Source organism: Dehalococcoidia bacterium (assembly GCA_035310145.1).
Classification (GTDB): domain Bacteria; phylum Chloroflexota; class Dehalococcoidia; order CAUJGQ01; family CAUJGQ01; genus CALFMN01.
Genome location: DATGEL010000073.1, coordinates 14835 through 35787, shown reverse-complemented (window position 1 = coordinate 35787; position 20953 = coordinate 14835). Strand labels below are relative to the sequence as shown.

Below are 20953 nucleotides of genomic sequence, written 5' to 3'. Positions count from 1 at the left end.
GGTTCAGGAGAAGGACGGAATGGCAGAGAAACCAGTCTCCACCGCCGCAGAACCGAGCGTCGACGAGATCATGGAGCGGCTGAAGATCGTCGAGGACCCGGAGCTGCGCATGAGCATCATCGATCTCGGCCTGGTCTACGGCGCGGAGTTCATCCCGGAGACCAGCACGATCGAGGTGACGATGACGCTGACCAGCCCCGGCTGCCCGCTGGGTGGCCTGATCCAGGGGCAGGCCTATGCCGTGCTTAAGGATCTACCGGGCGTCAAGGACGTGGATGTGAAGATCACGTTCAATCCGCCGTGGGATCCGCGCACGATGGCGTCCGAAGACGTGAAGATGATGCTCGGCATCTGGTAGGGGAAACAGCGAGGCGCCCATCCTTTGCCGGGCGCCTCGTTGCCTACTTCTTGCCCTTCCCGGTCTTGCCGGGCGGCGGCTTGGCGCCGCCTTTGCCCTTTGGTCCGCTCTTCCCTTTGTCTGGCATACCCCTCACCTCAACACTCGGATGGGCAAACGGCTCGCAGGCCGGCGGCGCGGCGCGCGGCCGTGCATACGGGAAGTAAACGCCCTTGCAGCAAGGATCGCAAGATGCCCGTCGTCGGTGTGGTGCTTGCCGGCGGACGCAGCGCCCGCTTCGGCCGCGATAAGGCCCTGTTGGAGCTGGGCGGACAAACGCTGCTGCTCCGCACCCTGGCCGCCCTGCGCCCCGCGACGGATTCTCTGCTGATCGTCGGCCCGCCGGAACGGGCCAGACAAGCGCCCGGCGTGGCGGTGGTCAAGGACGTCTGGCCGGGGATCGGGCCGCTCGGCGGCATCGCCACGGCACTGCGCGCCCGGCCCGGCAGTCACGTGCTCGCGGTTGCGGTGGACATGCCGTTCCTGAACACAACGCTGCTCGGCCAGCTCGCCGCCTTCGCCACGCAGGCCGACGTGGTGTTGCCGGTGGTAGCCGGCCGCGGACAGCAGTTACACGCCGTCTATGGCCCCGGCTGCCTGCCGCCGATCGAGGCGCAGATCGCCGCCGGCGACTACAAGATCGACCGCTTCTTCCCGCAGGTGCGCGTGCGCCGCGTCGAAGAGGCCGAGCTGCGCGCCTTTGACCCCGGCCTGCGCTCGTTCGACAACGTCAACACGCCCGAACTGTGGCAGGCGGCGCTTGCCGAGCTGCGGGGCGATCCGCATGGCTGAACAATCCAAGCGCGCCGAGAGGGCGGAGGCCCACCGGCGCCCGCCCTCTCAACCGTGATCGCGTCCCCGGCTAGGCGACCTGCTTGGCTTTGCGCGAGCGGCTGGACTGACCGCTGCGCTCGCGCACGAACGGCAGCGGCGGCGTGGGGTAGGTCACGTAGCCGCACTGCAGGCAGGCGCGCTCGCCTGGATCCGCCGCATTGTTGGTCATGTCGCCACGACACCGTGGACACGCTTTGAGGAACAACATCACCGCACCTCGACCCGGTTCGCCCGGTAGAACGCCGGTTGTTCGCGACCCCGCCAGGCGGGGAGTGGGTCGATCGCGTGCAACCAGTGAAAGAACAACAGAGCCGGCTTCGCAGATCCACCACACCCGCACCGCCCCCGCGCCGCGAAGCCTCTGTGGCTACCCCATCGTACGTCCGGCGCATTAAGATCTGCTTAAGGCCTGCGAAGTATCTTGCAGATCTGCGCGAGTTATGCTCAGCGACGCGACGGAACCGGTAACTCGCCGCGCCCTTCGGCGATACTACGCCGGAGACGGCAAAGCGGATGGCCGCGTGTTGCGGCGCCCTGTGCGTTCGATCACACAAGGGGTGCAGGCGGAAGCGACGTGCGGGAGCGATCGGCGATCACCGGCGGAACAGCCACCCACCACTAGATACATGATCGTACTTCCTGACAGCAGCGTTGTCAAGGTTTTCAAGATTGCAAGGGCGGTCACGGCTGTACGCTGTACAGCTCCCTGGCCTGCCGCCCGAGCTCGGCGCGGAAGTCGGGATGGGCGACGCTCAGCATCTCCTGCACCCGTTCCCGGATCGTCTTGCCGCGCAGCGTCGCGATGCCTTGCTCCGTGACCACGTAGTCCACCAGCGTGCGCGGCACCGTGACTATGCTGCCCGCATCCAGCATCGGCACGATGCGCGAGACGCGCTGGCCCGTGGCCGAAGGCACTGAGCTGGACGGCACCACGCTGACCGACTTGCCGCCCGGCGAGTAGGCGCCGGCGATCATGAACGCCGTTTGCCCGCCCACGCCGGTGTACATGCGGTGGCCGAGCGATTCCGCGCAGACCTGGCCGGTCAGGTCCACGACCAGCGCGTTGTTCACCGTGACGAAGTTCTCGATCTGGATTAGCCGGCGCAGGTCGTCAGTGTAGCCGAAGTCGTACAGCTCGAACACGGGGTTGTCGTGGATGCGGCGCATCTCCTCCGGCGTGAGCGCGACCAGGGCGCTGCCCACGACCTTGTATTTGTGGATGCTCTTGTACTTGCCCGTCACCACGCCCTTGTCCACCAGATCGACGATGCCGCCGGTGATCAGCTCCGTCTGCACGCCCAGGTCTTCCTTCTCACCGAGAAAGAGGCCCAGCGCCGAGGAGACCGTGCCCACGCCCATCTGCAGCGTGTCGCGGTTGTTGATCAGTTCCGACGCGACCAGCGTGCAGATCACCTCCACGGTCGCGATCTCTTCGGGATTAGCTGGCGGCGCCGGCAGGGCGCCGGTCGGCTTCGTGCCCTCCACCAGCAGATCGAGCGCATCGATATGCACGTAGTTTTCGCCGCCGGTGCGAATGAAGTCCTCGTGCACCTCGGCGATCACCAGCCGCGCATTGCGGCAGAGCGTGCCGGAGAACCACACCCCCGGGCCAAAGCTGCAATAGCCCTGCGCGTCCGGCGGCGAGACCGGCACCATGTACACATCCGGGGCGGCGGTGAAGCCGGCGGGCATCTCGTAGCTGCGCCACATACCGATCGGCAGGTACTCCATCTCGCCGGCGTGGCAGGCGGCGCGGTTGGGCGGCGTAGCGTAGTTGTCGTGCAACTCGACGTGGCCGGCGAGACTCGGCTGCGTCCAGGAGACCAGCGCTGCCGGGTGATCAATACGGATGTTCGTCAGATCACCGGCCTCGACACGGGCGATCAGCGCCTCGCAGAGCGTGTACGGGGTCGTGCTGAACGGCGCCACGCCGACCACGCTTCCGGGCTGTATGCGCTTGACCGCCTGCTCGGGAGTCGCCAGCTTCTCCGCGTACCGCTGCTGCCAGTTCACTCTTAGCCTCCCACGCCTTGCTCTACGCACAACACCCGACCCGTTCCGGGCTGCCCGCCGGAGCGGCATCCGTCCGGGCCACCGGCGCCAGCGCCGGCCCTGGCCCAATCATGGCACAGATGCTTGTGTCGCGATCGGCTACGAGCAGCGGTTGCGGGTCTCGGAAGGGGCGGCGGCCGTATCCTTCCCAGGCGGCGCCGCGGGCCCGGCATTTGTTCGCGCCGGCGCCGGCTCGCTATGATCGGGCGCGCGTGCTCCGGCGCGCAATTCGCTGCGGGAAGCCGATGCCGTGGTCTACCGGCTCTTCTGCCTGGCGCGCTGGCTGGTGGTGCGGGCGCCGCTGCGCCTCTCCTACGCCGGCGCGGTGCTGGGCGCCTACGTGGCCTGGCTTTTCATGCCGGAACAACGCGCCAACGCCAGCGCAAACATGGGTCGTGTACTCGGGTCGGGCCGGCGGCGGCAGGCGCGCCGCATCGCCAGACGCTCGTTCGTCAACTACGCCAAGTACCTGGTCGACTTCATTCGCCTGCCCGAGCTGACGGCCCCGCAGCTCGCCGAACGCTTCGAGTTCAACGCATGGGAGCGCTACGACGCCGCGCTGGCGCAGGGCCGTGGCTGCATTCTCGTGCTCATGCATTTCGGCAACTGGGACCTCGGCGGGCCGGTGCTGGCGCAGCGCGGCTACGCCTTCAACGCCATCGCCGAGACGCAGGACCATGGCCGGCTGAACGACGATCTGGTCGCCGCGCGAACGAAGCACGGCGTCAAGCTGATCCCGATGGAGAAGGCGGCGACCGGCATCATCCGCTCGATGCGCCGCAATGAAACGCTCGCCATCTTGATCGACCGGCCGCTGGACGACGGCGGCATCGAGGTCGAGTTCTTCGGCGCGCCGATCCGCGTGCCCGCCGGACCCGCCCGCATCGCCCTGCGCACCGGCGCCAAGGTGATCGCGGTCAGCCAGTTGCGCAGCCACGCCTGGAGCGACCGCGTGCGGGTAATCGCGGACTTCGAGATCGAGTTGCCCAACAGCGGCGACCTCGAACATGACGTTCGGCTGCTTACCCGGCGCATCTTGCAGGCGCATGAGCGCGTGATTCGGCGCCATCCGGAGCAGTGGTACATGTTCCGCCGCATGTGGCCGCGGCGCACTCCGGTTGCGGCCGGCCGCGCCGTCGCCACGTGAGCGCCAGCCACCATCTGCCGCTTGCCGCGAGCCTGCGCTGGCGCGGCTTTCAGCTCGCGGGAGCCGTGCTGCAGCGAAGCGGCCCCAGCGGCCGGCTGCTGGCGCCGCTGGCGGGGCGCCTCGCCTGGATGCTGGCGCCGACTCAGCGCCAGGCGGTCTCGACCAACCTGCGTATCCTGCTGCCCGAAGCGCCGCCGGGCCGCGTTCGCCAGGCGGCGATCGGCGCCTTTCGGTCCGTGGTTCGCTATTATGTCGAGTTGGCGCGCGTGCCCGTCAGCGATCTCCGCGCCATCCACGCTGCGATGACCGTCGAAGGCTACGAGATCGTGGAAACGGCGCGCGCGGCCGGACACGGGGTGATCGTGGCCGGCATTCACCTCGGTCCGACGGAGCTGCTGCTGCAGGCTTTCGCCGTCCGCGGCGTGTCCTACACCGCCATGATCGAGCGGTTGCAGCCGCCGCAGCTCAATGCGCTGTTTTTGCAGTGGCGAGAGGCGCACGGCCAGCGCTATGTATACGCCGACGTAGCCGGGGCGCGTGCACTGCTTAAGGCGCTGCGCGCCGGCGGCATCGTCGCCTTGCTCATCGACCGCGACGTCACCGGCACGGGCGTCGCGGTGCCGTTCGCCGGCGGCAGTGTGCGGGCGCCAACGGGCGTGATCGATCTGGCCCGCGCCAGCGGCGCCCCGATCATCCCGGCCATCGCGCAGTGGACGCGGCGCGGCACGCGCGCCATCTTCCTGCCGCCGATCACGATCGAGCGCACGCTGCGGGCGCCCGAGGCGCAGCGCGCGGCGCTGGCCGCCCTGCTGCGGCGTTATCTCCCCTATTTGCGGGCGCATCCGGAGCAATGGCTGGTGCTTGAGCCGTGGTTCGTCACCCCGGCCGCGGCCGTGGACGGAGCGTATACTGAAGCCGAGCGGCCGTCCGCCGCTGGTCGGGAGGGGCAGGGTTGAGCGCCAGCGCGACGACGGGCACCGCCGACCTCCACGTCCACACCACGGGCAGCGACGGCATGGGCACGCCCGCGGCGGTGCTGGCAGAGGCGGCGAGCCGCGGCCTGAGCGCGATTGCGATCACCGACCACGACGACCTTGCCCCGGCGCTGCGGGCGCGCGAGCTGCACGCCGGGCGCGGCTACGGCTTCGCCTTCGTGCCGGGCATGGAAGTGACCACGCTCGAGGGACACCTGCTCGCCCTCTTCATCGAGGAGCGCGTGCCGAGCTTCCGCTCGCTGGCGAAAACACTGGATCGCATTCACGCGCAGGGCGGCCTGGCCGTGATCCCGCATCCGCTCAGCCCGCTGACGCGCAGCCTGGGGCGGCACGGCATCGAGCGGGTGCTGGCGCGGCGGGCGGATGGGCTGTGGTTCGACGGCATCGAGCTGGCCAACCCGTCGCCGGCGGGCAGGATCAGCCGGCGACGGGCCGCGGGGCTGAACCGCGAGCGCCTGCACCTGGCGCCAGTGGGCGGCAGCGACGCGCACTATCTGCCGGTGATCGGGTCGGCCTTCACCCGCTTTCCGGGTTCCAGCGCCGCGGATCTGCGCCGTGCGATCGAGAGCGGCGCGACCAGTGCGGCCTTCGGCCGCCACATCGGACTGCGCGAGATCGGCGCCGGCCAGATCGCGCGGCAAACCGCGCGAGCGCTGTGGGCGACGCCGAGCAAAGTCCTCGGCCGTATGGCCGCGGGAGTGCGCGGATCGTGAAGATCGCCCTCGTCTCACCCTACGACCTCGCCGTGCCGGGCGGCGTCAACACGCACATCACGCGCCTCGCGCAGAATTTCGCGGCTTTGGGCCACGAGACGAGGATCATCGGACCATCGTCGGACGAGCTGGCGCCGGCGCCGCGCGGCACGATTGTGATCGGCAAGCCGCGCTCCATTCCCGCCAGCGGCTCGGTGGCGCGCATCGCCCTGAACCTGCGCCTCAGCGGCCGCGTGAAAGAGGTGTTGAGCGAGGAGCGCTTCGACGTCGTGCATGTGCACGAGCCCTTGATGCCCGTGTTGCCGATCCAGTTCCTTCGCCATTCTGAAACCGTCAATGTCGGCACATTCCACGCGGCCAAAGAGGGCGGCAACCGCCTCTACTCCTACACGCGCACGCTCTTGCGGCGCTACTACCGCCGGCTTGACGGCAAGATCGCCGTCTCGCCCGCGGCCGAGCACCTGGTCAGCCGCTACTTCGCCGGCTACTTCAATATCATTCCCAACGGCGTCGACCTGACGCCGTTCAGCGGCGAGCCGCGGCCGCTGCCGCAGCTCTGTGACGGCAAGCGCAACATTCTCTTCGTCGGGCGCATGGAAAAGCGCAAGGGCCTGGCCTACCTGCTGCGCGCCTATCCGCTGATCAAGGGCGAGCTGCCCAACACCCGCCTCGTGATCGTCGGCGACGGGCGCCTGCGCGAGGGCTACGAGCGCTATGTGCGCAAGCACGAGCTGGCGGACGTCATCTTCACGGGGTATGTGAGCGACGCCGACATCCCGCGCTACTATCACTCGGCGGACGTGTGTTGCTTTCCCGCCACCGGCAACGAAAGCCAGGGGTACGTGCTGCTGGAGGCGATGGCGGCGGGCAAGCCGCTGGTGGCCAGCAACATCGAGGGCTACGCCTCCGTGATCACCGACGAGGTTGAGGGGCGCCTGACCCGCCCCCAGGACTCGGAGGGGCTGGCGCTGGCGCTGGTGCACCTGCTCGCCGACGACCGCGCCCGCCACGAGATGGCCGAGCGCGCCCGCTTGAGCGCTCAGCAGTACAGCTGGGACCGCATCGCTCACAAGGTGCTCTCATACTACGAACGGCTGCTGTACGAGCGCGGCATCCATCCCGGCAAGGTCTGCCCGGGACCGCAGAGCTAGCGCCCGGCATGCCGGCGGACCCAGGAGGTGCGCGTGCCCTCGCTCATCCCTCACGCCATTCCGCGGCGCTACGCCGACCCGGTGGCCAAAGTGATCGCCCGCACCGGCATGACGCCGGACATGATCACCGCGGGCGGCCTCGCGCTCAATGTCCTTGCCGGCGCCGCCATCGCGACCGGCAACTTTGCGGCGGGCGGCGGCCTGATCCTGGCGGGCGGCGCCCTGGATCTGCTCGACGGCGCCGTCGCACGGGCTACAGGAGAGTCCTCGCTGTTCGGCTCCGTCTTCGACGCGACCGCGGACCGCTACGCCGAGGCGGCCAATCTGTTCGGCCTGCTGGCGTATTATGTCGCGCAAGGCGACCGCGTGCAGCCGCTCCTGCTTTTCGCCGCGATCACCGGCTCGATCCAGACGAGCTACGTGAAGGCACGCGTTGAGGCGATCGGCCAGCAGTTGAACGAGGGCATCTTCACTCGCAGCGAGCGCGTCCTCCTGCTCGCCGGCGCGCTGTTGCTGGCCGGGCGGCCCGGATGGGGCTGGGTGCTGCCGGCGACAGTCTGGCTGCTCGCCGTGATGACGAACCTCACCGCCGTGCAGAGGCTATACCATGCCTGGCAGAAGCTGCGCGGCCAGCTCGGCGCCGAAGTGCCGCACTGAGGGCAGCGCGCCGCCGCTCGCGGCCATGAGGGTAGAGGGGTGATTCCGCTTGCGGAGCTCGACCAGGTCAAGGCGATCTTCGCCGAGAGGCTGCAGCAGCCGGTCAAGCTGGACTTCTTCACGCAGAAGCCGCTGGCGATGCTGGTGCCTGGGCGCGAGGAGTGCCGGTTCTGCAACGACGCACAGGCGCTGCTCGAAGACCTGGCGCGCGTAAGTTCGCTGCTGCGCCTGACCGTGCACGAACGCGGCGCGGACAAGGCGCTCGACACGCGGCTCGGGATCGAGCGTGTGCCGGCGACGGTGATCCGCGGCGTGCTCAACCGCCCGATCACCTTCTACGGCATCCCGATCAGCTACCTGTTTGCGCCGCTGGTCGAGACGCTGCTGCTGATGTCGCAGAACAAGGCCCAACTGCCGCCCCGCGCGGCAAAGCTGCTGAAGCGGCTGCATCAGCCGGTGCGGGTCCGCGTCTTCGTTTCCCCCGAGTCGGAGTACTGCGGGCCGATGATGACCGCGGCCTTCGCCTTCGCGGTCGAGAGCAAGCAGGTGAGGGCGGAGGTGATCGAGATCGCCGAGTTTCCGCGGCTCGCGGATCGCTACGCCGTGCAGCAGGTGCCCTTTACGGTGATCGAGGACCGCGCCGGCTTTCCCGGCCTGGTCGAGCCCGAGGTCTTCGCCGAGCAGATCGTCAAGGCCACCACCAGCCGCACCCTGACCGCCCCGCCGCGCGGCGAAGCCACGCCACTCGCGTGGCCGGAACAAGCCCCGCGCAAGAACGTCCGTCCCAGCGGCCTGATCATCCCCGGCCGCTGACGGTAATGCGCTTCCGGCCGGTCAAGAAGGCCGCCCCCCGCGCTTACTCAACATCAGCCCGCCCGTGATCGCAATCGCCAGCAGCGCGAGGAAAATGGCGACGCCGGCGACCGCCAGCACGACGGTCACGGTCGTATCACCGGACGATGATGTCGCGGGCTTGGAGCGTACCGGCGCCGTATCCGGCGGCTGGGTGCCCTGCGCGTTCGCGGCGCCCGCGCTCTCGGCCGAGGGGGCAGGCGCGGCGGCGGCGGCGTTGCGCGCCGGCGGCGCCTGCGTGCCGCTGGCCACGGCGGCGGCCGGAAGGCCGACGCTCTTGCGCCAGGCATTGTAGATGCCGTCGCGGTTCTGACCGTAGATGGCGGTGAACGCCTGGTCCGGCGACTGGCTGGCGTTGAAGGCGGCCAGCAGCTTCGCCATTTTGTCCGGTCCATACGTGCCGACCAGGAAGCGCGTCAGGCTCCACGCCTCGCCGTAGAACACGTCCGGGTTGGAGCCGCGGTAGCCGGGCGAGAGGTTCTTCAGCGACACCACCTGGTCCTGCGCGATCGCCTGATTGACGGCATCGCGGAAGCCGCCTGGGTCGCTCTGGCTGAACACGGCGAGGCCCTCGTCGAGCCAAAGCGGCAGCGAGCCGTCGACGCCGTCCTTCACAGCACGGGCGTTGACGAGATGGGTCAGCTCGTGGCGCACCGTGTCCTCGTTCTCGGCGCCGCGCAGATCGCCGGCGTCCAGAACGACGATGTCGGGGGCGTTGGCCTGGCCCAGGATATTGGGGTCGGACGACTTCGACTCGTGCGAGAGCGCCGCCGCGACTTCTGCCTGGTTGCCGTAGACGACGAGCTGGATGGGAAAGTCGAGCGGGGCGCCGTCGAGCTGGCTCGCCTTGTCCAGCGCCTGCCGCCCGATGTTGAGGATGTTGCGCGCGGCCGTGTCGGTCCCGTTGTAGTAGTGCAGCGTCAGGTTGCCGTTGCTGAGCTGTTTAAAGGGAAAGCGCGGGTCGGCATATATGAAATCGGCAGCGTCCGTCTGCATCTTGTTGCCGGCCGCATCCACGAGCGTCCAGAAGTAGTGAATCGTCTTGAACGGGGGCAGATAACCCTGGCTCGTCGAGGTGCGCAGATGGAACTGCGCGTGCACTGACGGCCCCTGGTCGAAGTCGGCGCGGCCGATGTGCTGGTTCGGGTCGGGGACGAGCGTGTAGTGCAACTGGACGTCCGTGACATTGCCGGCCGCTGAGGCGGCGTCGATGTTGAACACCATCTCGTTGGGGAAGCTATTCTGCACCGACGGCGTGCCGTTGACCGTCAGCGGATCGTCGGCCCGCACCGCGGCCGGTCGTGCCAGCGTCGCGCCGCCCGCCAGCACGGTGAGCAGCGCCACGGCAAGGCCCAGCAATCCTATCCGAAGCGGCTGCCCGGTCTTCGGCGCCGCGCGATGTTCACTGTGTTCCACCGCCCATCCCTCCGCCCGTTGCCCACGGCCCGCTCAACTACGCGGGCCGCGATCACGCCGCCGCCCCACCCGAGTTCCCGATGTCCCAGCGCAAAAACGCCCGCATCAGCGGATCGAGGTCGCCTTCGAGCACTGCGGCCGGATCGCTCGTTTCGTAGCCGGAGCGCAGATCCTTCACCAGCTTGTAGGGATGCAGCACGTAACTGCGGATCTGGTTGCCCCAGCCCGCCGCCACGTGCTCGCCCTTGAGCTGCGCCCGCTCTGCTACCTGCCGCTCCAGCTCCTGCTCCAGCAACCAGGCGCGCAGGACCTTCATCGCCGACTCGCGGTTGCGGTGCTGCGACCGCTCGTTCTGGCAGGTCACAACTTTGCCCGTGGGCAGATGCGTGATGCGGATCGCGGTGGCGTTCTTCTGCACGTTCTGCCCGCCGTGGCCGCTGGCGTTGAACACGTCGACGCGCAGGTCGTCGGGATTGATCTGCACCTCGATCTCGTTCTCGATCGCTGGCATCACTTCGACCAGCGCGAACGACGTATGCCGGGCGTGCGCCGAGTCGAAGGGCGAGAGGCGCACGAGCCGGTGTACGCCGCGCTCGGAGCGCAGGTAGCCGTAGGCATAGCGGCCGTCGATCTCCACCGTCGCGCTCTTGATCCCGGCCTCTTCGCCGGGCGTTAGGCTCAGCACCTCGGCGCTGAAGCCGCGCCGCTCGGCCCAGCGCAGAAACATGCGCAGCAGCATCTCCGCCCAGTCCTGCGATTCGGTGCCGCCGGCGCCGGCGTGCACCGCGAGGATCGCGTTGTGATCGTCGTAATCGCCGCCGAGCATCAGTTCGAATTCCAGCTCGTCCACCCTGCCGGCCAACGTCTCGGCGTCGGCGCGCACATCGGCAGCGACGCTCTCATCGCCTTCTTCGATGGCGAGATCGGTCAGCTCCAGCAGCTCCGTTGCCCTGGCGCGCGCCGCCGTCCATGGCTCGATCGAGCCGCGCAGATCCGCGAGCCGGCGCATAGTCTGCTGCGCGGACTGCGGATCGTCCCAGAAGCTGGGCTCGGCGCTCTGCGCTTCGAGCGCAGCCGCCTGCTTCTCTCGTCCGGCCAGGTCAAAGACGCACCATGATCGTGTCGATGCGGGCCAGCAGGCCCGCCAGGTCCGTTCGAAGCTCGTCCACGCTGTTTCACTCCAGGCGCGTGCCGCACGACGGCGCCGCTCGATTCGTCTGAGATTCGATCTATGCCTGCACCGGCCGGCGCGCGTCAGGTGGGCGCGACCTGCTCCCCGGCGGCGGCGCGGTGCGCGAGCCGTGTGGGCTCCGGCAGCCGCAGGCCGCGCACCAGGCGCAAGGTCCAGGCAACGGCCGCGCTGAGCGCGATCAGATGACCCACCGACACAAACACGGGATTTACGCCCATACGCGTGCGCACCACGGCGCCGATGCATTCGTCTTCCGCGCCAAGCAGCGGACTGACCGCGCCGGCTTCGCGCGCCGGCGGGTCGAAGTGACCGGTCAGCCGCGACTTGGCACAGCCGATCGTCGGCAGGCCCAGCAGCAGGCCGAGGTGCGAGGCCAAACCGAAGCGGCGAGGGTGGGCCATACCCTGCCCGTCCACCACCACCAGGTCCGGCGAGGCCCGCAGCGCCGCGAACGCGGGCAGCAGCACCGGAATCTCGCGGAAGGAGAGCAGCCCCGGCACATACGGGAAACGCACCGCCGCCGTCACTACCGACTGCTCGACGGGCCGCAGCCCGGGATAGCTGAGCACCACGACCGCCGCGCGTCCGTCCTGTCCCTCGCCGCCCACGGAGATGTCTACGCCGGCGACGAGGCGCACGTGCTCAGGCTCGCCCGCCGCGACCACCGAGCCGCGCAGCCGTTCCTGGATCGCGCGTGCCTCGGCCGGCGTGACGTCCCATTCGTGCGGCGCTTGCAATTTCACCCATCAAGTATAGCCGAGGGCCGCCGTCTCAGCCGCGCGCACCGTGTTCGCGAGCAGCATCGTCACCGTCATCGGGCCGACGCCGCCGGGCACGGGCGTGAGCGCGCTCGCCACGCGGGCCACGCCGTCGAAGTCCACGTCGCCTGCCAGGTGGTAGCCGCTCTTGCGCGACGGGTCGGGCACGCGGTTGGTGCCCACGTCGATGACGACGGCGCCGGGTCGCACCATATCGGCGGTGATCGCGCGCGGCCGCCCCATCGCCGCGACCAGGATGTCGGCCGTGCGCGAAAAGCGCGCCAGGTCCGGCGTCGCCGTGTGGCAGATTGTGACCGTGGCATTGGCGCCTTCGGCCTTCTGCAGCAGGATCGCCGCCAGCGGCTTGCCGACGAGGTTGCTGCGACCGCAGATCACGACGTGGCGGCCGGCGGGGTCGTGGCCGCTGCGCAGCAGCAGTTGCTGCACCCCCGCCGGCGTGCAGGGCAGCAACCGGCCTTCGCCGCGCAGCAGCAGACCCAGGTTGATCGGGTGCAGCCCGTCGACGTCCTTGTGCGGCGCCACGGCCCGGGTGATGCGGTGCTCGTCCAGGTGGCCCGGCAAGGGAAGCTGCACGAGAATGCCGTGGAAGCGCGCATCGGCGTTGAGATCGGCGACGATCCCCAAAAGCTCCGCTTCGCTGATCGCCGCGGGTGGACGCAGCGTCTCTGACACGATGCCGAGCTCGGCGCAGGCCCGAGTCTTGCCGCGCACGTAGGAGATCGAGGCGGGGTTGTCGCCGGCGAGGATCACGGCGAGGCCCGGCGCCACTCCCCGCGCCCGCAGCGCGCCAATGCGGCCGCTCAGCTCTTCGCGCAGCTGCGCCGCGATCGCCGCACCGTCGATCAGTCGCGCCGTGGCCGGCACTATCCGCCCCCAGCAGTACGCCCGCACAGGGTATCATCCGCGGAAGCCGCCGCGGCGCCGCACCGCGCCCCGGCGTTGACACCAACGGCTGGTGAATCGTACGATCCTGCGCAGACGCCGCCCGCGCTTACCAACCGCATACGATCTTCGCTCTTATCCAGAGTGGTCGAGGGACTGGCCCTGCGAAGCCCGGCAACCGAGCCCGCAACCGCGGGCAGCGGTGCTAATTCCGACTCCGTACGGCGGCGCGACGGCGCCGCGCGGAGGAAGATGAGAGTGTGCGGACTGGTTGGAGGCTGCTCACGCGTGCCTCCATTTTTGTTGCCCCGAGCGAAGCGCGTTGCGGTTGGCGGCGGTGCGGCGACTCGAGCTGTGCTGCGCCGCGCCTACGAGGGTTGGCATGGAAACGGTGGCCTGGGCAGGAGATCGCGTGCGACTGCTCGACCAGACGCGCCTGCCGCTCGAGGAGGTCTACCTCGACTTCGCTGACTACCGGCAGCTGGCTGCCGCCATCCGCGAGATGCGGGTGCGCGGCGCCCCCGCGATCGGCGTAACCGCCGCCTACGGCGTGGCCCTCGCGGCGCTGGAAGCCCGCGGCCTGAAGCGGCCGGCCTTTGACGCCGCCCTGTCCTCCGCGCGAGACACGCTGGCAGCCACGAGGCCCACGGCGGTCAACCTCTTCTGGGCGCTGGGCCGCATGGCCGCGGTCGCCGCGGCGGCGCAGAGCGTTGCCGATGCCGTCGTGGCGCTGGTGGCCGAGGCGCAGGCGATCCACGCCGAGGACCTGGCCGCGAGCCGCCGGCTCGGCCGCTTCGGCGCCGAGTTGCTGCCGCAGGCGGGGACGGTGCTTACGCACTGTAACGCCGGCTCCCTCGCCACCGCCGGCTACGGCACCGCACTCGGCGTCGTGCGCGCCGCGGTCGAAGCCGGCAAAGAGATCCAGGTTTTCGCAGACGAGACGCGACCACTGCTCCAGGGCGCTCGCCTCACCGCCTGGGAGCTGCAGCAGGACGGCATTCCCGTGACCCTGATCGCTGACACGATGGCCGGGCACTTCATGAGCCGCGGCGCGATCGACTGCGTGGTCGTGGGCGCCGACCGTATCGCCGCCAACGGCGACGTCGCCAATAAGATCGGCACCTACCAGGTCGCGGTGCTGGCGAAGGAGCACGGCATCCCCTTTTATGTCGCCGCGCCCTGGAGCACCGTCGATCTCGCCGTGGCGAGCGGTTCCGAGATTCCGATCGAGGAGCGCGCGGCGGAGGAAGTGACCAGCTTCGGCGGACGGCGGACGGCGCCGCCGGGCGTGGCCGTGCGTAATCCAGCCTTCGACGTGACGCCCGCCCGCTTCGTGACCGCGATCATCACCGATCGCGGCGTAGCTCGGGCGCCCTATGCCGAGCAGCTTGCGCGGCTGGCAGAGGCGGCGAGCTCAGCCGAAGCGGCAAGACCTGAGGCTGTGAACACCGCGCAGGGAGGGCGATAGATGGCCGAGGCGAGTGTTGCCGTGATCGGCGGCAGCGGCTTCTACCAGATGGAGGGTCTACAGGAGCTGCGCGAAGTGCGGCCGCGCACGCCCTTCGGCCCGCCCAGCGACGCGATCGTGATTGGTACGCTCGCAAGTCAGCGCGTCGCCTTTCTGCCGCGTCACGGCGTCGGCCACCGTCTGCTGCCGGGCGAGCTGCCGGTCAGGGCGAACATCTTCGCGCTGAAGACGCTCGGCGTCGAACACATCATCTCGATCAGTGCCTGCGGCAGCCTGCAGGAGCGGATCGCGCCGCTCGACCTGGTGATCCCCGACCAGCTGATCGACCGCACCAGGGGCCGCGAGAGCAGCTTCTTCGGCCACGGCCTCGTCGGCCACATCTCCTTTGCCGATCCGTTCTGCCCCGCGCTCGCGGCCGTGCTGGCGGATTGCGCCGAGCAGGCGGGGCCGCGTGTGCACCGCGGCGGCACGCTGGTGGTGATGGAGGGACCGGCCTTCTCCACGCGGGCGGAATCGCAGCTCTACCGCTCCTGGGGCGCCAGCCTGATCGGCATGACGGCGCTGCCCGAAGCCAAGCTGGCGCGCGAGGCCGAGATCTGCTACGCCGCCGTCGCCTGCGCCACCGACTACGATGTCTGGCACGAAAGCGAGGAGGACGTCACGGTCGAGATGATCGTGGCGAACCTTTTGAAGAACGTCGAGGTCTCCAAGCAGATCGTGCGCGCGGCGGTGCAACGGCTGCCGAATCGCGACGCCTGCGGCTGCTCTTCGGCCCTCGCCACGGCCTTGATTACGATGCCCGAGCTGGTGCCGGAGCAGCTGAAGCGAGACCTGGCGCCCATTCTCGGCAAGTATCTGCCCGCGTCGCCGCCGAGTCTGGCGGCCGTGGCTGGAGATCCGCGATGAGCATCCTGGTGGTGGGGAGCGCTGCCTTCGACGACATCGAGACACCCTTCGGCCGCGCGGAGCATGTGCTTGGCGGTTCCAGCATCTACTTCTCGGCCGCGGCCAGCCTCTTCTCGCCCGTGCGCCTCGTGGCGGTTGTGGGCGACGACATGCCCGAGCACGCCTACGACTTCCTCGCAGAGCGCGGCGTGGATCTGGGCGGGCTGCAGCGCGTCCCGGGCAAGACCTTCTTCTGGGCCGGGCGCTACGACTACGACCTGAACACCACCGAGACGCTCACCACCGAGCTCAACGTCTTCGCCGACTTTCAACCCGAGCTGCCGGCCGACTACGCCGAGACGCCCTTCGTCTTCCTGGCGAACATTCATCCCGGCCTGCAGCGCGGCGTGCTCGAACAGGCGCGGGCGCCGCGGCTGACGATGATGGACTCGATGAACCTCTGGATCCAGACCGAGCGCGACGCGGTGGAGGCGATGATGCGCCGCGTCGATTTTGTCAGCATCAACGAAACCGAAGCGCGCATGTTCGCCGGCACCAGCAGCGTGGTGGCCGCCGCGCGGCACATCCTCGGCCTGGGGCCGCGCGGCGTGCTGGTGAAGAAGGGCGAGTACGGCGTCGTGCTCTTCACGGAGGACGACTACTTCGCCGCGCCGGCGTACCCGCTGCAGGAGGTCTACGACCCCACCGGCGCCGGCGACAGCTTCGCCGGCGGCTTCATGGGCTACATCGCGCAAGCCGAGGCGGTCACGCCGCTCACGCTCAAGCAAGCGGTGATCTACGGCAGCGCGGTGGCCAGCTTCACCGTGCAGGCCTTCGGCGTCGAGCGGCTGCGCAGCCTCACCCGGGCCGAGGTCGAGCAGCGCTGCCGCGAGTTCCGGCGCTTCACCTACTTCGGGGAGATCTAGCGGTGGTCAAAGGCGCGCGGCTGCGAACGGCGGAACACGTACGGCGGCAGCCCTTCCGCATCGAGTCGGTCTACGCGGCCGAGCGCGTGCGCGCTCTGCTCGAGCCGCGCCGCCTCTACGCGGCGTATGCCCTTGGCCAGCTCAGCCCGGACCTCTTCCCGCTGACCGATTGCTGGCGCGCCATCGGCCTTGAGTCGGGCAGCGGCGCGCTGGTTGTCTTCTCGCGCGGCGGCCTCGGCGCCGCGCTGCTGACCATGGGCGAGCCCGAGGCGCTGGCGGCGATCCTCTCGATACACCCCGGCCCGCGGCAGAACTACGTCACCTGCGAGCCCGGCCACGTCGAGACGGTGCGCCGCTTCTACCAGCTCTCCGCCGAGCAGCCGATGCTGCGTATGTGGGTCACCGGGCAAACCTTCTCCGCCCCGCAATCGACCCCGCGCGGCGTACTGATCCGGCGCATGTACGCGACCGATTCCCGCCTGGTCAACCGCCTCTACAACTCCGAGGGCTCGCCCACCTATTACAGTGGCCAGCAGATCGCGGCCGGCTGCTACTTCGGCGTGATCGACGACGGGCACCTGGTCTCGGTGGCCGGTACGCACGTGATCTCGCCGGAAGAGGGCATCGCCGTCGTCGGCAACGTTTTCACGCATCCGCTGTGGCGCGGCCGCGGCTACGCCACGCTCGCCACCGGCGCGACCACCGCCTTTCTGCTGCGTCAGTGCCGCGACGTGGTGCTCACCGTGGACGCGGCGAACACGCCGGCGGTGCGCGCCTACCAGCGGCTCGGCTACCGCACCGACTGCCGACTGATCGAAGCCGCAATCACCCGCCGCGAGCTGATTCCGCTGGGCAGCTACCTGCGCCGGCTGCGGGCGCGCTCGCGCGCGCACCAGGACGGCAGCGAGATCGTGGAGGTTTAGGCGCTTCGGTCAGATGGCCGACCCCGAGAACTCTGCGCCGGCCGCGGCGATTTTGCCTACAGTACCCACCCTATCCGGCTCCAGGGCCGGCTCATCTCAAAGAAGGAGCAGCGATGTCCACCACACCCCAGACCCAGGGCGACGTGCGCGACCGCGCCCTGGCCAACGAAGGCATCCGCCGCATCGAATGGGCGGCGCGCGAGATGCCGGTGATCGCGCTGATCCGTGCGCGCTTCGCCAAAGAGAAGCCGCTCAGCGGCATCCGCATCTCCGCCTGCCTGCACATCACCACCGAGACTGCCAATCTGCTGATCGCCCTGCGCGACGGCGGCGCCCAGGTCACCGCCTGCGCCAGCAACCCGCTCTCCACGCAGGACGACGTGGCCGCGGCGCTCAATGTCGAGTACGGCATCGCCGCCTTCGCGATCAAGGGCGAGGACAACGAGACCTACTACCGGCACATCCACGCAGCGCTCGACCGCCAGCCCCAGATCACGATGGACGACGGCTGCGACCTGGTCGCCGCCATCCACAAGGACCGCCGCGACCTGATCCCCGGCGTGATCGGCGGCTCGGAAGAGACGACGACCGGCGTGATCCGGCTGCAGAGCATGGAGAAGGCCGGCGCCCTGCAGTTCCCCATGTTCGCCGTCAACGACGCCGACACCAAGCACATGTTCGACAACCGCTACGGCACCGGACAAAGCACGCTGGACGGCATCATCCGCGCTACCAACGTGCTGATCGCCGGCAAGACGGTCGTCGTCGCCGGCTATGGCTGGTGCGGCCGTGGTCTGGCCGACCGGTCGCGCGGCATCGGCGCCCACGTGGTCGTGACGGAAGTCGAGCCGGTGCGGGCGCTCGAAGCCGTGATGGACGGCTTCCGCGTGATGCCGATGGCCGAAGCGGCAAAAATCGGCGACATCTTCGTCACGCTCACCGGCGACATCAACGTGATCGACCGCCAGCACCTGGAGACGATGAAGGACGGCGCGATCCTGGCGAATTCTGGCCACTTCAACGACGAAATCAACATCGCCGCGCTGGAGGCGATGAGCGAAGGCCAGCGGCCGATCCGCGAGTTCGTGCAGGAGTACCGCATCAACGACGGCCGCAAGCTGTTCTTGCTGGGCGAAGGCCGGCTGATCAACCTCGCCGCCGCCGAGGGCCACCCCGCCAGCGTGATGGACATGAGCTTCGCCAACCATGCGCTCAGCGCCGAACATCTCGTGCTCAACGCCGGCAAGCTGAAGCCCGGCGTTTACTTTGTGCCGAAGGAGATCGACCAGGAGATCGCTCGCCTCAAGCTCAAGGCGATGGGCATCGGCATCGACACGCTCACCGAGGAGCAGGCGAAGTACCTCACGTCCTGGGAATCGGGGACGTAGCGGCGTGGGCGCGGCCGATGCGCCGCACCCGGGCGGTGGCCCGGATCGATACCAAACGCAGTCACCTCGCAGAAGGAGAATCGCGTGAGCACCACCTTCATGAACGCCCGTTCGCTGCTTCTCACCTCGGAGTCGGTGACGGAGGGCCACCCAGACAAGATGTGCGACCAGATCTCCGACGCGGTGCTGGACGCGATCCTGACGCAAGACACGAAGGCACACGTCGCCTGTGAGACCGCCGCCACCACCGGCCTCGTCGTGGTGATGGGCGAGATCACGACGGACGGCTGGGTAGATGTGCAGAAGATCGTACGTGACACGGTGACGGACATCGGCTACACCAGCGACGAGTACGGTTTCAACGCCGACACCTGCGGCGTGGTCGTGGCGCTGCACGGTCAGTCGCCGGACATCGCCGGTGGCGTGAACAAGTCGCTGGAGGCGCGGCGCCAGGCCGGCGAGGTCGACGAGTTCGCCCTGCAAGGCGCCGGCGACCAGGGCATGATGATCGGCTTCGCCTGCAACGAGACGCCGGAGTACATGCCGCTTACGATCGCGCTGGCGCACCGGCTCACGCGCAGGCTGACCGAAGCGCGCAAGGACGGCACGCTCCAGTTCCTGCGCCCCGACGGCAAGTCGCAGGTCACGATCGAGTACGCCTACGGCAAACCACGCCGCGTCGACGCCGTCGTGATCTCCACCCAACACGACCCCAACACCCCGCAGGACTACATCGAGCGCGAAATCACCGAAAAGGTGATCCGGCCGGTGATCGAGGAGGTGAGCCCCGATCTGCTTGACGCCGACACCAAGATCTACGTCAACCCCTCGGGCAACTTCGCCATCGGCGGGCCGATGGGCGACGCGGGCTTGACCGGCCGCAAGATCATCGTGGACACCTACGGCGGCATCGCCCGCCACGGCGGCGGCGCCTTCTCCGGCAAAGATCCGTCCAAGGTGGACCGTTCGGCCGCCTACGCGGCGCGCTACGTTGCTAAGAACGTCGTCGCAGCCGAACTGGCGGAACGCTGCGAGATCCAGGTCAGTTACGCGATCGGCAAGGCGGAGCCGACCTCGCTGGCGATCGAGACCTTTGGCACTAACCGCATCGACGAGGACAAGATCCTCGAGCTGGTCAAGCAGCACTTCGACCTGCGCCCGGCGGCGATCATCGCCAAGCTCGACCTGCTGCGGCCGATCTACCGCCAGACGGCGGCCTACGGCCATTTTGGCCGCACCGACATCGATCTGCCCTGGGAGCGCACGGACAAGGCGCAGGATCTGCGCGCCGCGGTCGGCGCCCATGCCTGAAGGCCCAGCACGCCGGCGACGCAACACGCGGCGGTGAGCCCGACGCCGCCCGCAGCGCTCGCCCAGAAGATGATCGGCATCTACGGCGAGTCCGGCCGCGCCTGGTTGGAGCGGCTGCCCGAAATCGTGCGGCGCTGCGCCGAGCGCTGGGGCTTGACCGTCGGAGAGCCGGCGGGCGAGATCTCCTTCAACCTCGTTCTGCTGGTGCGCCGCGCCGACGGCTCCGAGGCGATCCTCAAGGCTGGCCTTCCGGGACGGGGGCTGCGCGCCGAGATCGCGGCGCTGCGCCACTGGCACGGCCGCGGCGCAGCGCTGCTGCTCGGCGCCGACGAAGCCGAGGGCGCGCTGCTGATCGAGCGGCTGCGCCCCGGCACGCCGCTGCACACGCTCACCGACGACGAAGCCGCCACGCGCATCGCCGCGCGGGTGATGCGGCAGCTCTGGCGGCCCGCGCCGGACGCGCACGCGTTCCCCAGCGTGATCGACTGGGGAGGCGGCTTTGGTCGCCACCGGGCGCGGTGCGGCGGCTCCAGCGGTCCCCTGCCGCCGCGGCTGTTCGACGCGGCCGAGCGTACCTTTGCCGAGCTGGCCGCCAGCATGGCGCCGGTCGTGTTGTTGCACGGCGACCTGCACCACGGCAACATCCTCGCGGCCGAGCGCCGGCCGTGGCTCGCGATCGATCCGAAGGGGGTGATCGGCGAGCCCGCGTATGAGACCGGCGCGTTTCTACGCAACTGGCGGCCCGATCTCTTGCGCACGCCATCGGCGGGTCGGCTGCTGCGGCGAAGGATCGGTATCTTCGCCGAGGAGTTGGGGCTGGACGCCGAGCGTATCCGCCGCTGGGCCTTCGCGCAGGCGATGCTTTCGGCATGCTGGTCGGTGGAGGATCGCACGTCGAGCGGGGCCTGGGGAGTCGCGTGTGCCGAGCTGCTGGCCGACCGGGCATCGTCCGCTCGGCGATCTTGAGCGTCGCTTTCCGGTGTTG

21 protein-coding genes and 1 riboswitch are annotated in these 20953 nt (G+C 69.2%); of the genes, 15 read left to right on the top strand and 6 right to left on the bottom strand.

The features are described from left to right. Positions 1–19: 19 nt before the first annotated feature. A complete protein-coding gene (locus tag VKV26_13860; GenBank protein ID HLZ70983.1) occupies positions 20–358 on the top strand; it encodes a metal-sulfur cluster assembly factor in 339 nt (112 codons plus the stop codon). 231 nt (positions 359–589) lie between these two features. Continuing rightward, complete coding sequence (locus VKV26_13855) at positions 590–1189, top strand: molybdenum cofactor guanylyltransferase (GenBank protein ID HLZ70982.1); 600 nt, start codon at positions 590–592, stop codon at positions 1187–1189. Between the two features lie 70 nt (positions 1190–1259). Here the strand turns inward: VKV26_13855 and VKV26_13850 are convergent, their stop codons facing one another. Next, the gene (locus VKV26_13850) at positions 1260–1400 is read right to left on the bottom strand and encodes a hypothetical protein (GenBank protein HLZ70981.1); all 141 of its coding nucleotides are present in this window, start codon (positions 1398–1400) and stop codon (positions 1260–1262) included. A 512-nt stretch (positions 1401–1912) separates the two neighbouring features. Next, positions 1913–3244 carry an acetyl-CoA hydrolase/transferase C-terminal domain-containing protein gene (locus tag VKV26_13845; GenBank protein ID HLZ70980.1) on the bottom strand — a complete coding sequence of 444 codons (1332 nt, stop codon included), beginning with the start codon at positions 3242–3244 and terminating at the stop codon, positions 1913–1915. A 289-nt stretch (positions 3245–3533) separates the two neighbouring features. Here VKV26_13845 and VKV26_13840 point away from each other — a divergent pair, with 289 nt between their 5' ends. From VKV26_13840 to VKV26_13815, 6 genes are read left to right on the top strand one after another with little or no spacing between them, the layout of a single operon-like run. Beyond that, positions 3534–4430, top strand: coding sequence for a lysophospholipid acyltransferase family protein (locus VKV26_13840; protein HLZ70979.1), 897 nt, complete (start codon positions 3534–3536; stop codon positions 4428–4430). Beyond that, positions 4427–5386: a lysophospholipid acyltransferase family protein gene (locus VKV26_13835; GenBank protein HLZ70978.1), complete on the top strand. Its 960-nt coding sequence runs from the start codon at positions 4427–4429 to the stop codon at positions 5384–5386. Before VKV26_13840 ends, VKV26_13835 begins: the two co-directional genes overlap by 4 nt. Next, positions 5383–6138, top strand: coding sequence for a CehA/McbA family metallohydrolase (locus tag VKV26_13830; GenBank protein ID HLZ70977.1), 756 nt, complete (start codon positions 5383–5385; stop codon positions 6136–6138). Before VKV26_13835 ends, VKV26_13830 begins: the two co-directional genes overlap by 4 nt. Then, positions 6135–7289, top strand: coding sequence for a glycosyltransferase family 4 protein (locus tag VKV26_13825; protein HLZ70976.1), 1155 nt, complete (start codon positions 6135–6137; stop codon positions 7287–7289). Before VKV26_13830 ends, VKV26_13825 begins: the two co-directional genes overlap by 4 nt. 33 nt (positions 7290–7322) lie before the next feature. Continuing rightward, complete coding sequence (locus VKV26_13820) at positions 7323–7946, top strand: CDP-alcohol phosphatidyltransferase family protein (protein HLZ70975.1); 624 nt, start codon at positions 7323–7325, stop codon at positions 7944–7946. A 39-nt stretch (positions 7947–7985) separates the two neighbouring features. After that, positions 7986–8759, top strand: coding sequence for a thioredoxin family protein (locus tag VKV26_13815; protein ID HLZ70974.1), 774 nt, complete (start codon positions 7986–7988; stop codon positions 8757–8759). A 21-nt stretch (positions 8760–8780) separates the two neighbouring features. Here VKV26_13815 and VKV26_13810 read toward each other — a convergent pair whose 3' ends face one another. The 4 genes from VKV26_13810 to VKV26_13795 form a co-directional block, all read right to left on the bottom strand. Further along, entirely contained in the window at positions 8781–10214 is a 1434-nt protein-coding gene (locus VKV26_13810) for a peptidase MA family metallohydrolase (GenBank protein ID HLZ70973.1), read from the bottom strand. Between the two features lie 52 nt (positions 10215–10266). Next, positions 10267–11329 (bottom strand): peptide chain release factor 2 gene (prfB, locus tag VKV26_13805; protein ID HLZ70972.1). Its coding sequence is split into 2 segments (ribosomal slippage): positions 10267–11316 and positions 11318–11329, totalling 1062 coding nucleotides; the frame shifts between segments, so codons are not numbered across the junction. Between the two features lie 139 nt (positions 11330–11468). After that, positions 11469–12149 carry a deoxyribonuclease V gene (gene nfi, locus VKV26_13800; protein ID HLZ70971.1) on the bottom strand — a complete coding sequence of 227 codons (681 nt, stop codon included), beginning with the start codon at positions 12147–12149 and terminating at the stop codon, positions 11469–11471. A gap of 3 nt (positions 12150–12152) precedes the next feature. Then, entirely contained in the window at positions 12153–13049 is an 897-nt protein-coding gene (locus VKV26_13795; GenBank protein HLZ70970.1) for a tetrahydrofolate dehydrogenase/cyclohydrolase catalytic domain-containing protein, read from the bottom strand. 150 nt (positions 13050–13199) lie between these two features. Beyond that, positions 13200–13326: riboswitch (SAM riboswitch) on the top strand. Between the two features lie 123 nt (positions 13327–13449). Here VKV26_13795 and mtnA point away from each other — a divergent pair. The 7 genes from mtnA to VKV26_13760 all read left to right on the top strand — a co-directional run bounded on the left by mtnA (position 13450) and on the right by VKV26_13760 (position 20934). Further along, a complete protein-coding gene (mtnA, locus tag VKV26_13790; GenBank protein ID HLZ70969.1) occupies positions 13450–14535 on the top strand; it encodes an S-methyl-5-thioribose-1-phosphate isomerase in 1086 nt (361 codons plus the stop codon). Beyond that, positions 14536–15441 carry an S-methyl-5'-thioadenosine phosphorylase gene (gene mtnP / locus VKV26_13785; GenBank protein HLZ70968.1) on the top strand — a complete coding sequence of 302 codons (906 nt, stop codon included), beginning with the start codon at positions 14536–14538 and terminating at the stop codon, positions 15439–15441. Next, positions 15438–16346 carry a PfkB family carbohydrate kinase gene (locus VKV26_13780; protein HLZ70967.1) on the top strand — a complete coding sequence of 303 codons (909 nt, stop codon included), beginning with the start codon at positions 15438–15440 and terminating at the stop codon, positions 16344–16346. Before mtnP ends, VKV26_13780 begins: the two co-directional genes overlap by 4 nt. Positions 16347–16348: 2 nt before the next feature. Next, positions 16349–17269 (top strand): GNAT family N-acetyltransferase, encoded by a 921-nt coding sequence (locus tag VKV26_13775; protein ID HLZ70966.1) that lies wholly within the window; start codon positions 16349–16351, stop codon positions 17267–17269. A 113-nt stretch (positions 17270–17382) separates the two neighbouring features. Further along, complete coding sequence (gene ahcY / locus VKV26_13770; protein HLZ70965.1) at positions 17383–18657, top strand: adenosylhomocysteinase; 1275 nt, start codon at positions 17383–17385, stop codon at positions 18655–18657. A gap of 84 nt (positions 18658–18741) precedes the next feature. Further along, positions 18742–19968 (top strand): methionine adenosyltransferase, encoded by a 1227-nt coding sequence (metK, locus tag VKV26_13765; GenBank protein ID HLZ70964.1) that lies wholly within the window; start codon positions 18742–18744, stop codon positions 19966–19968. A 33-nt stretch (positions 19969–20001) separates the two neighbouring features. Then, entirely contained in the window at positions 20002–20934 is a 933-nt protein-coding gene (locus tag VKV26_13760) for an aminoglycoside phosphotransferase family protein (protein HLZ70963.1), read from the top strand. Positions 20935–20953 lie beyond the last annotated feature (19 nt).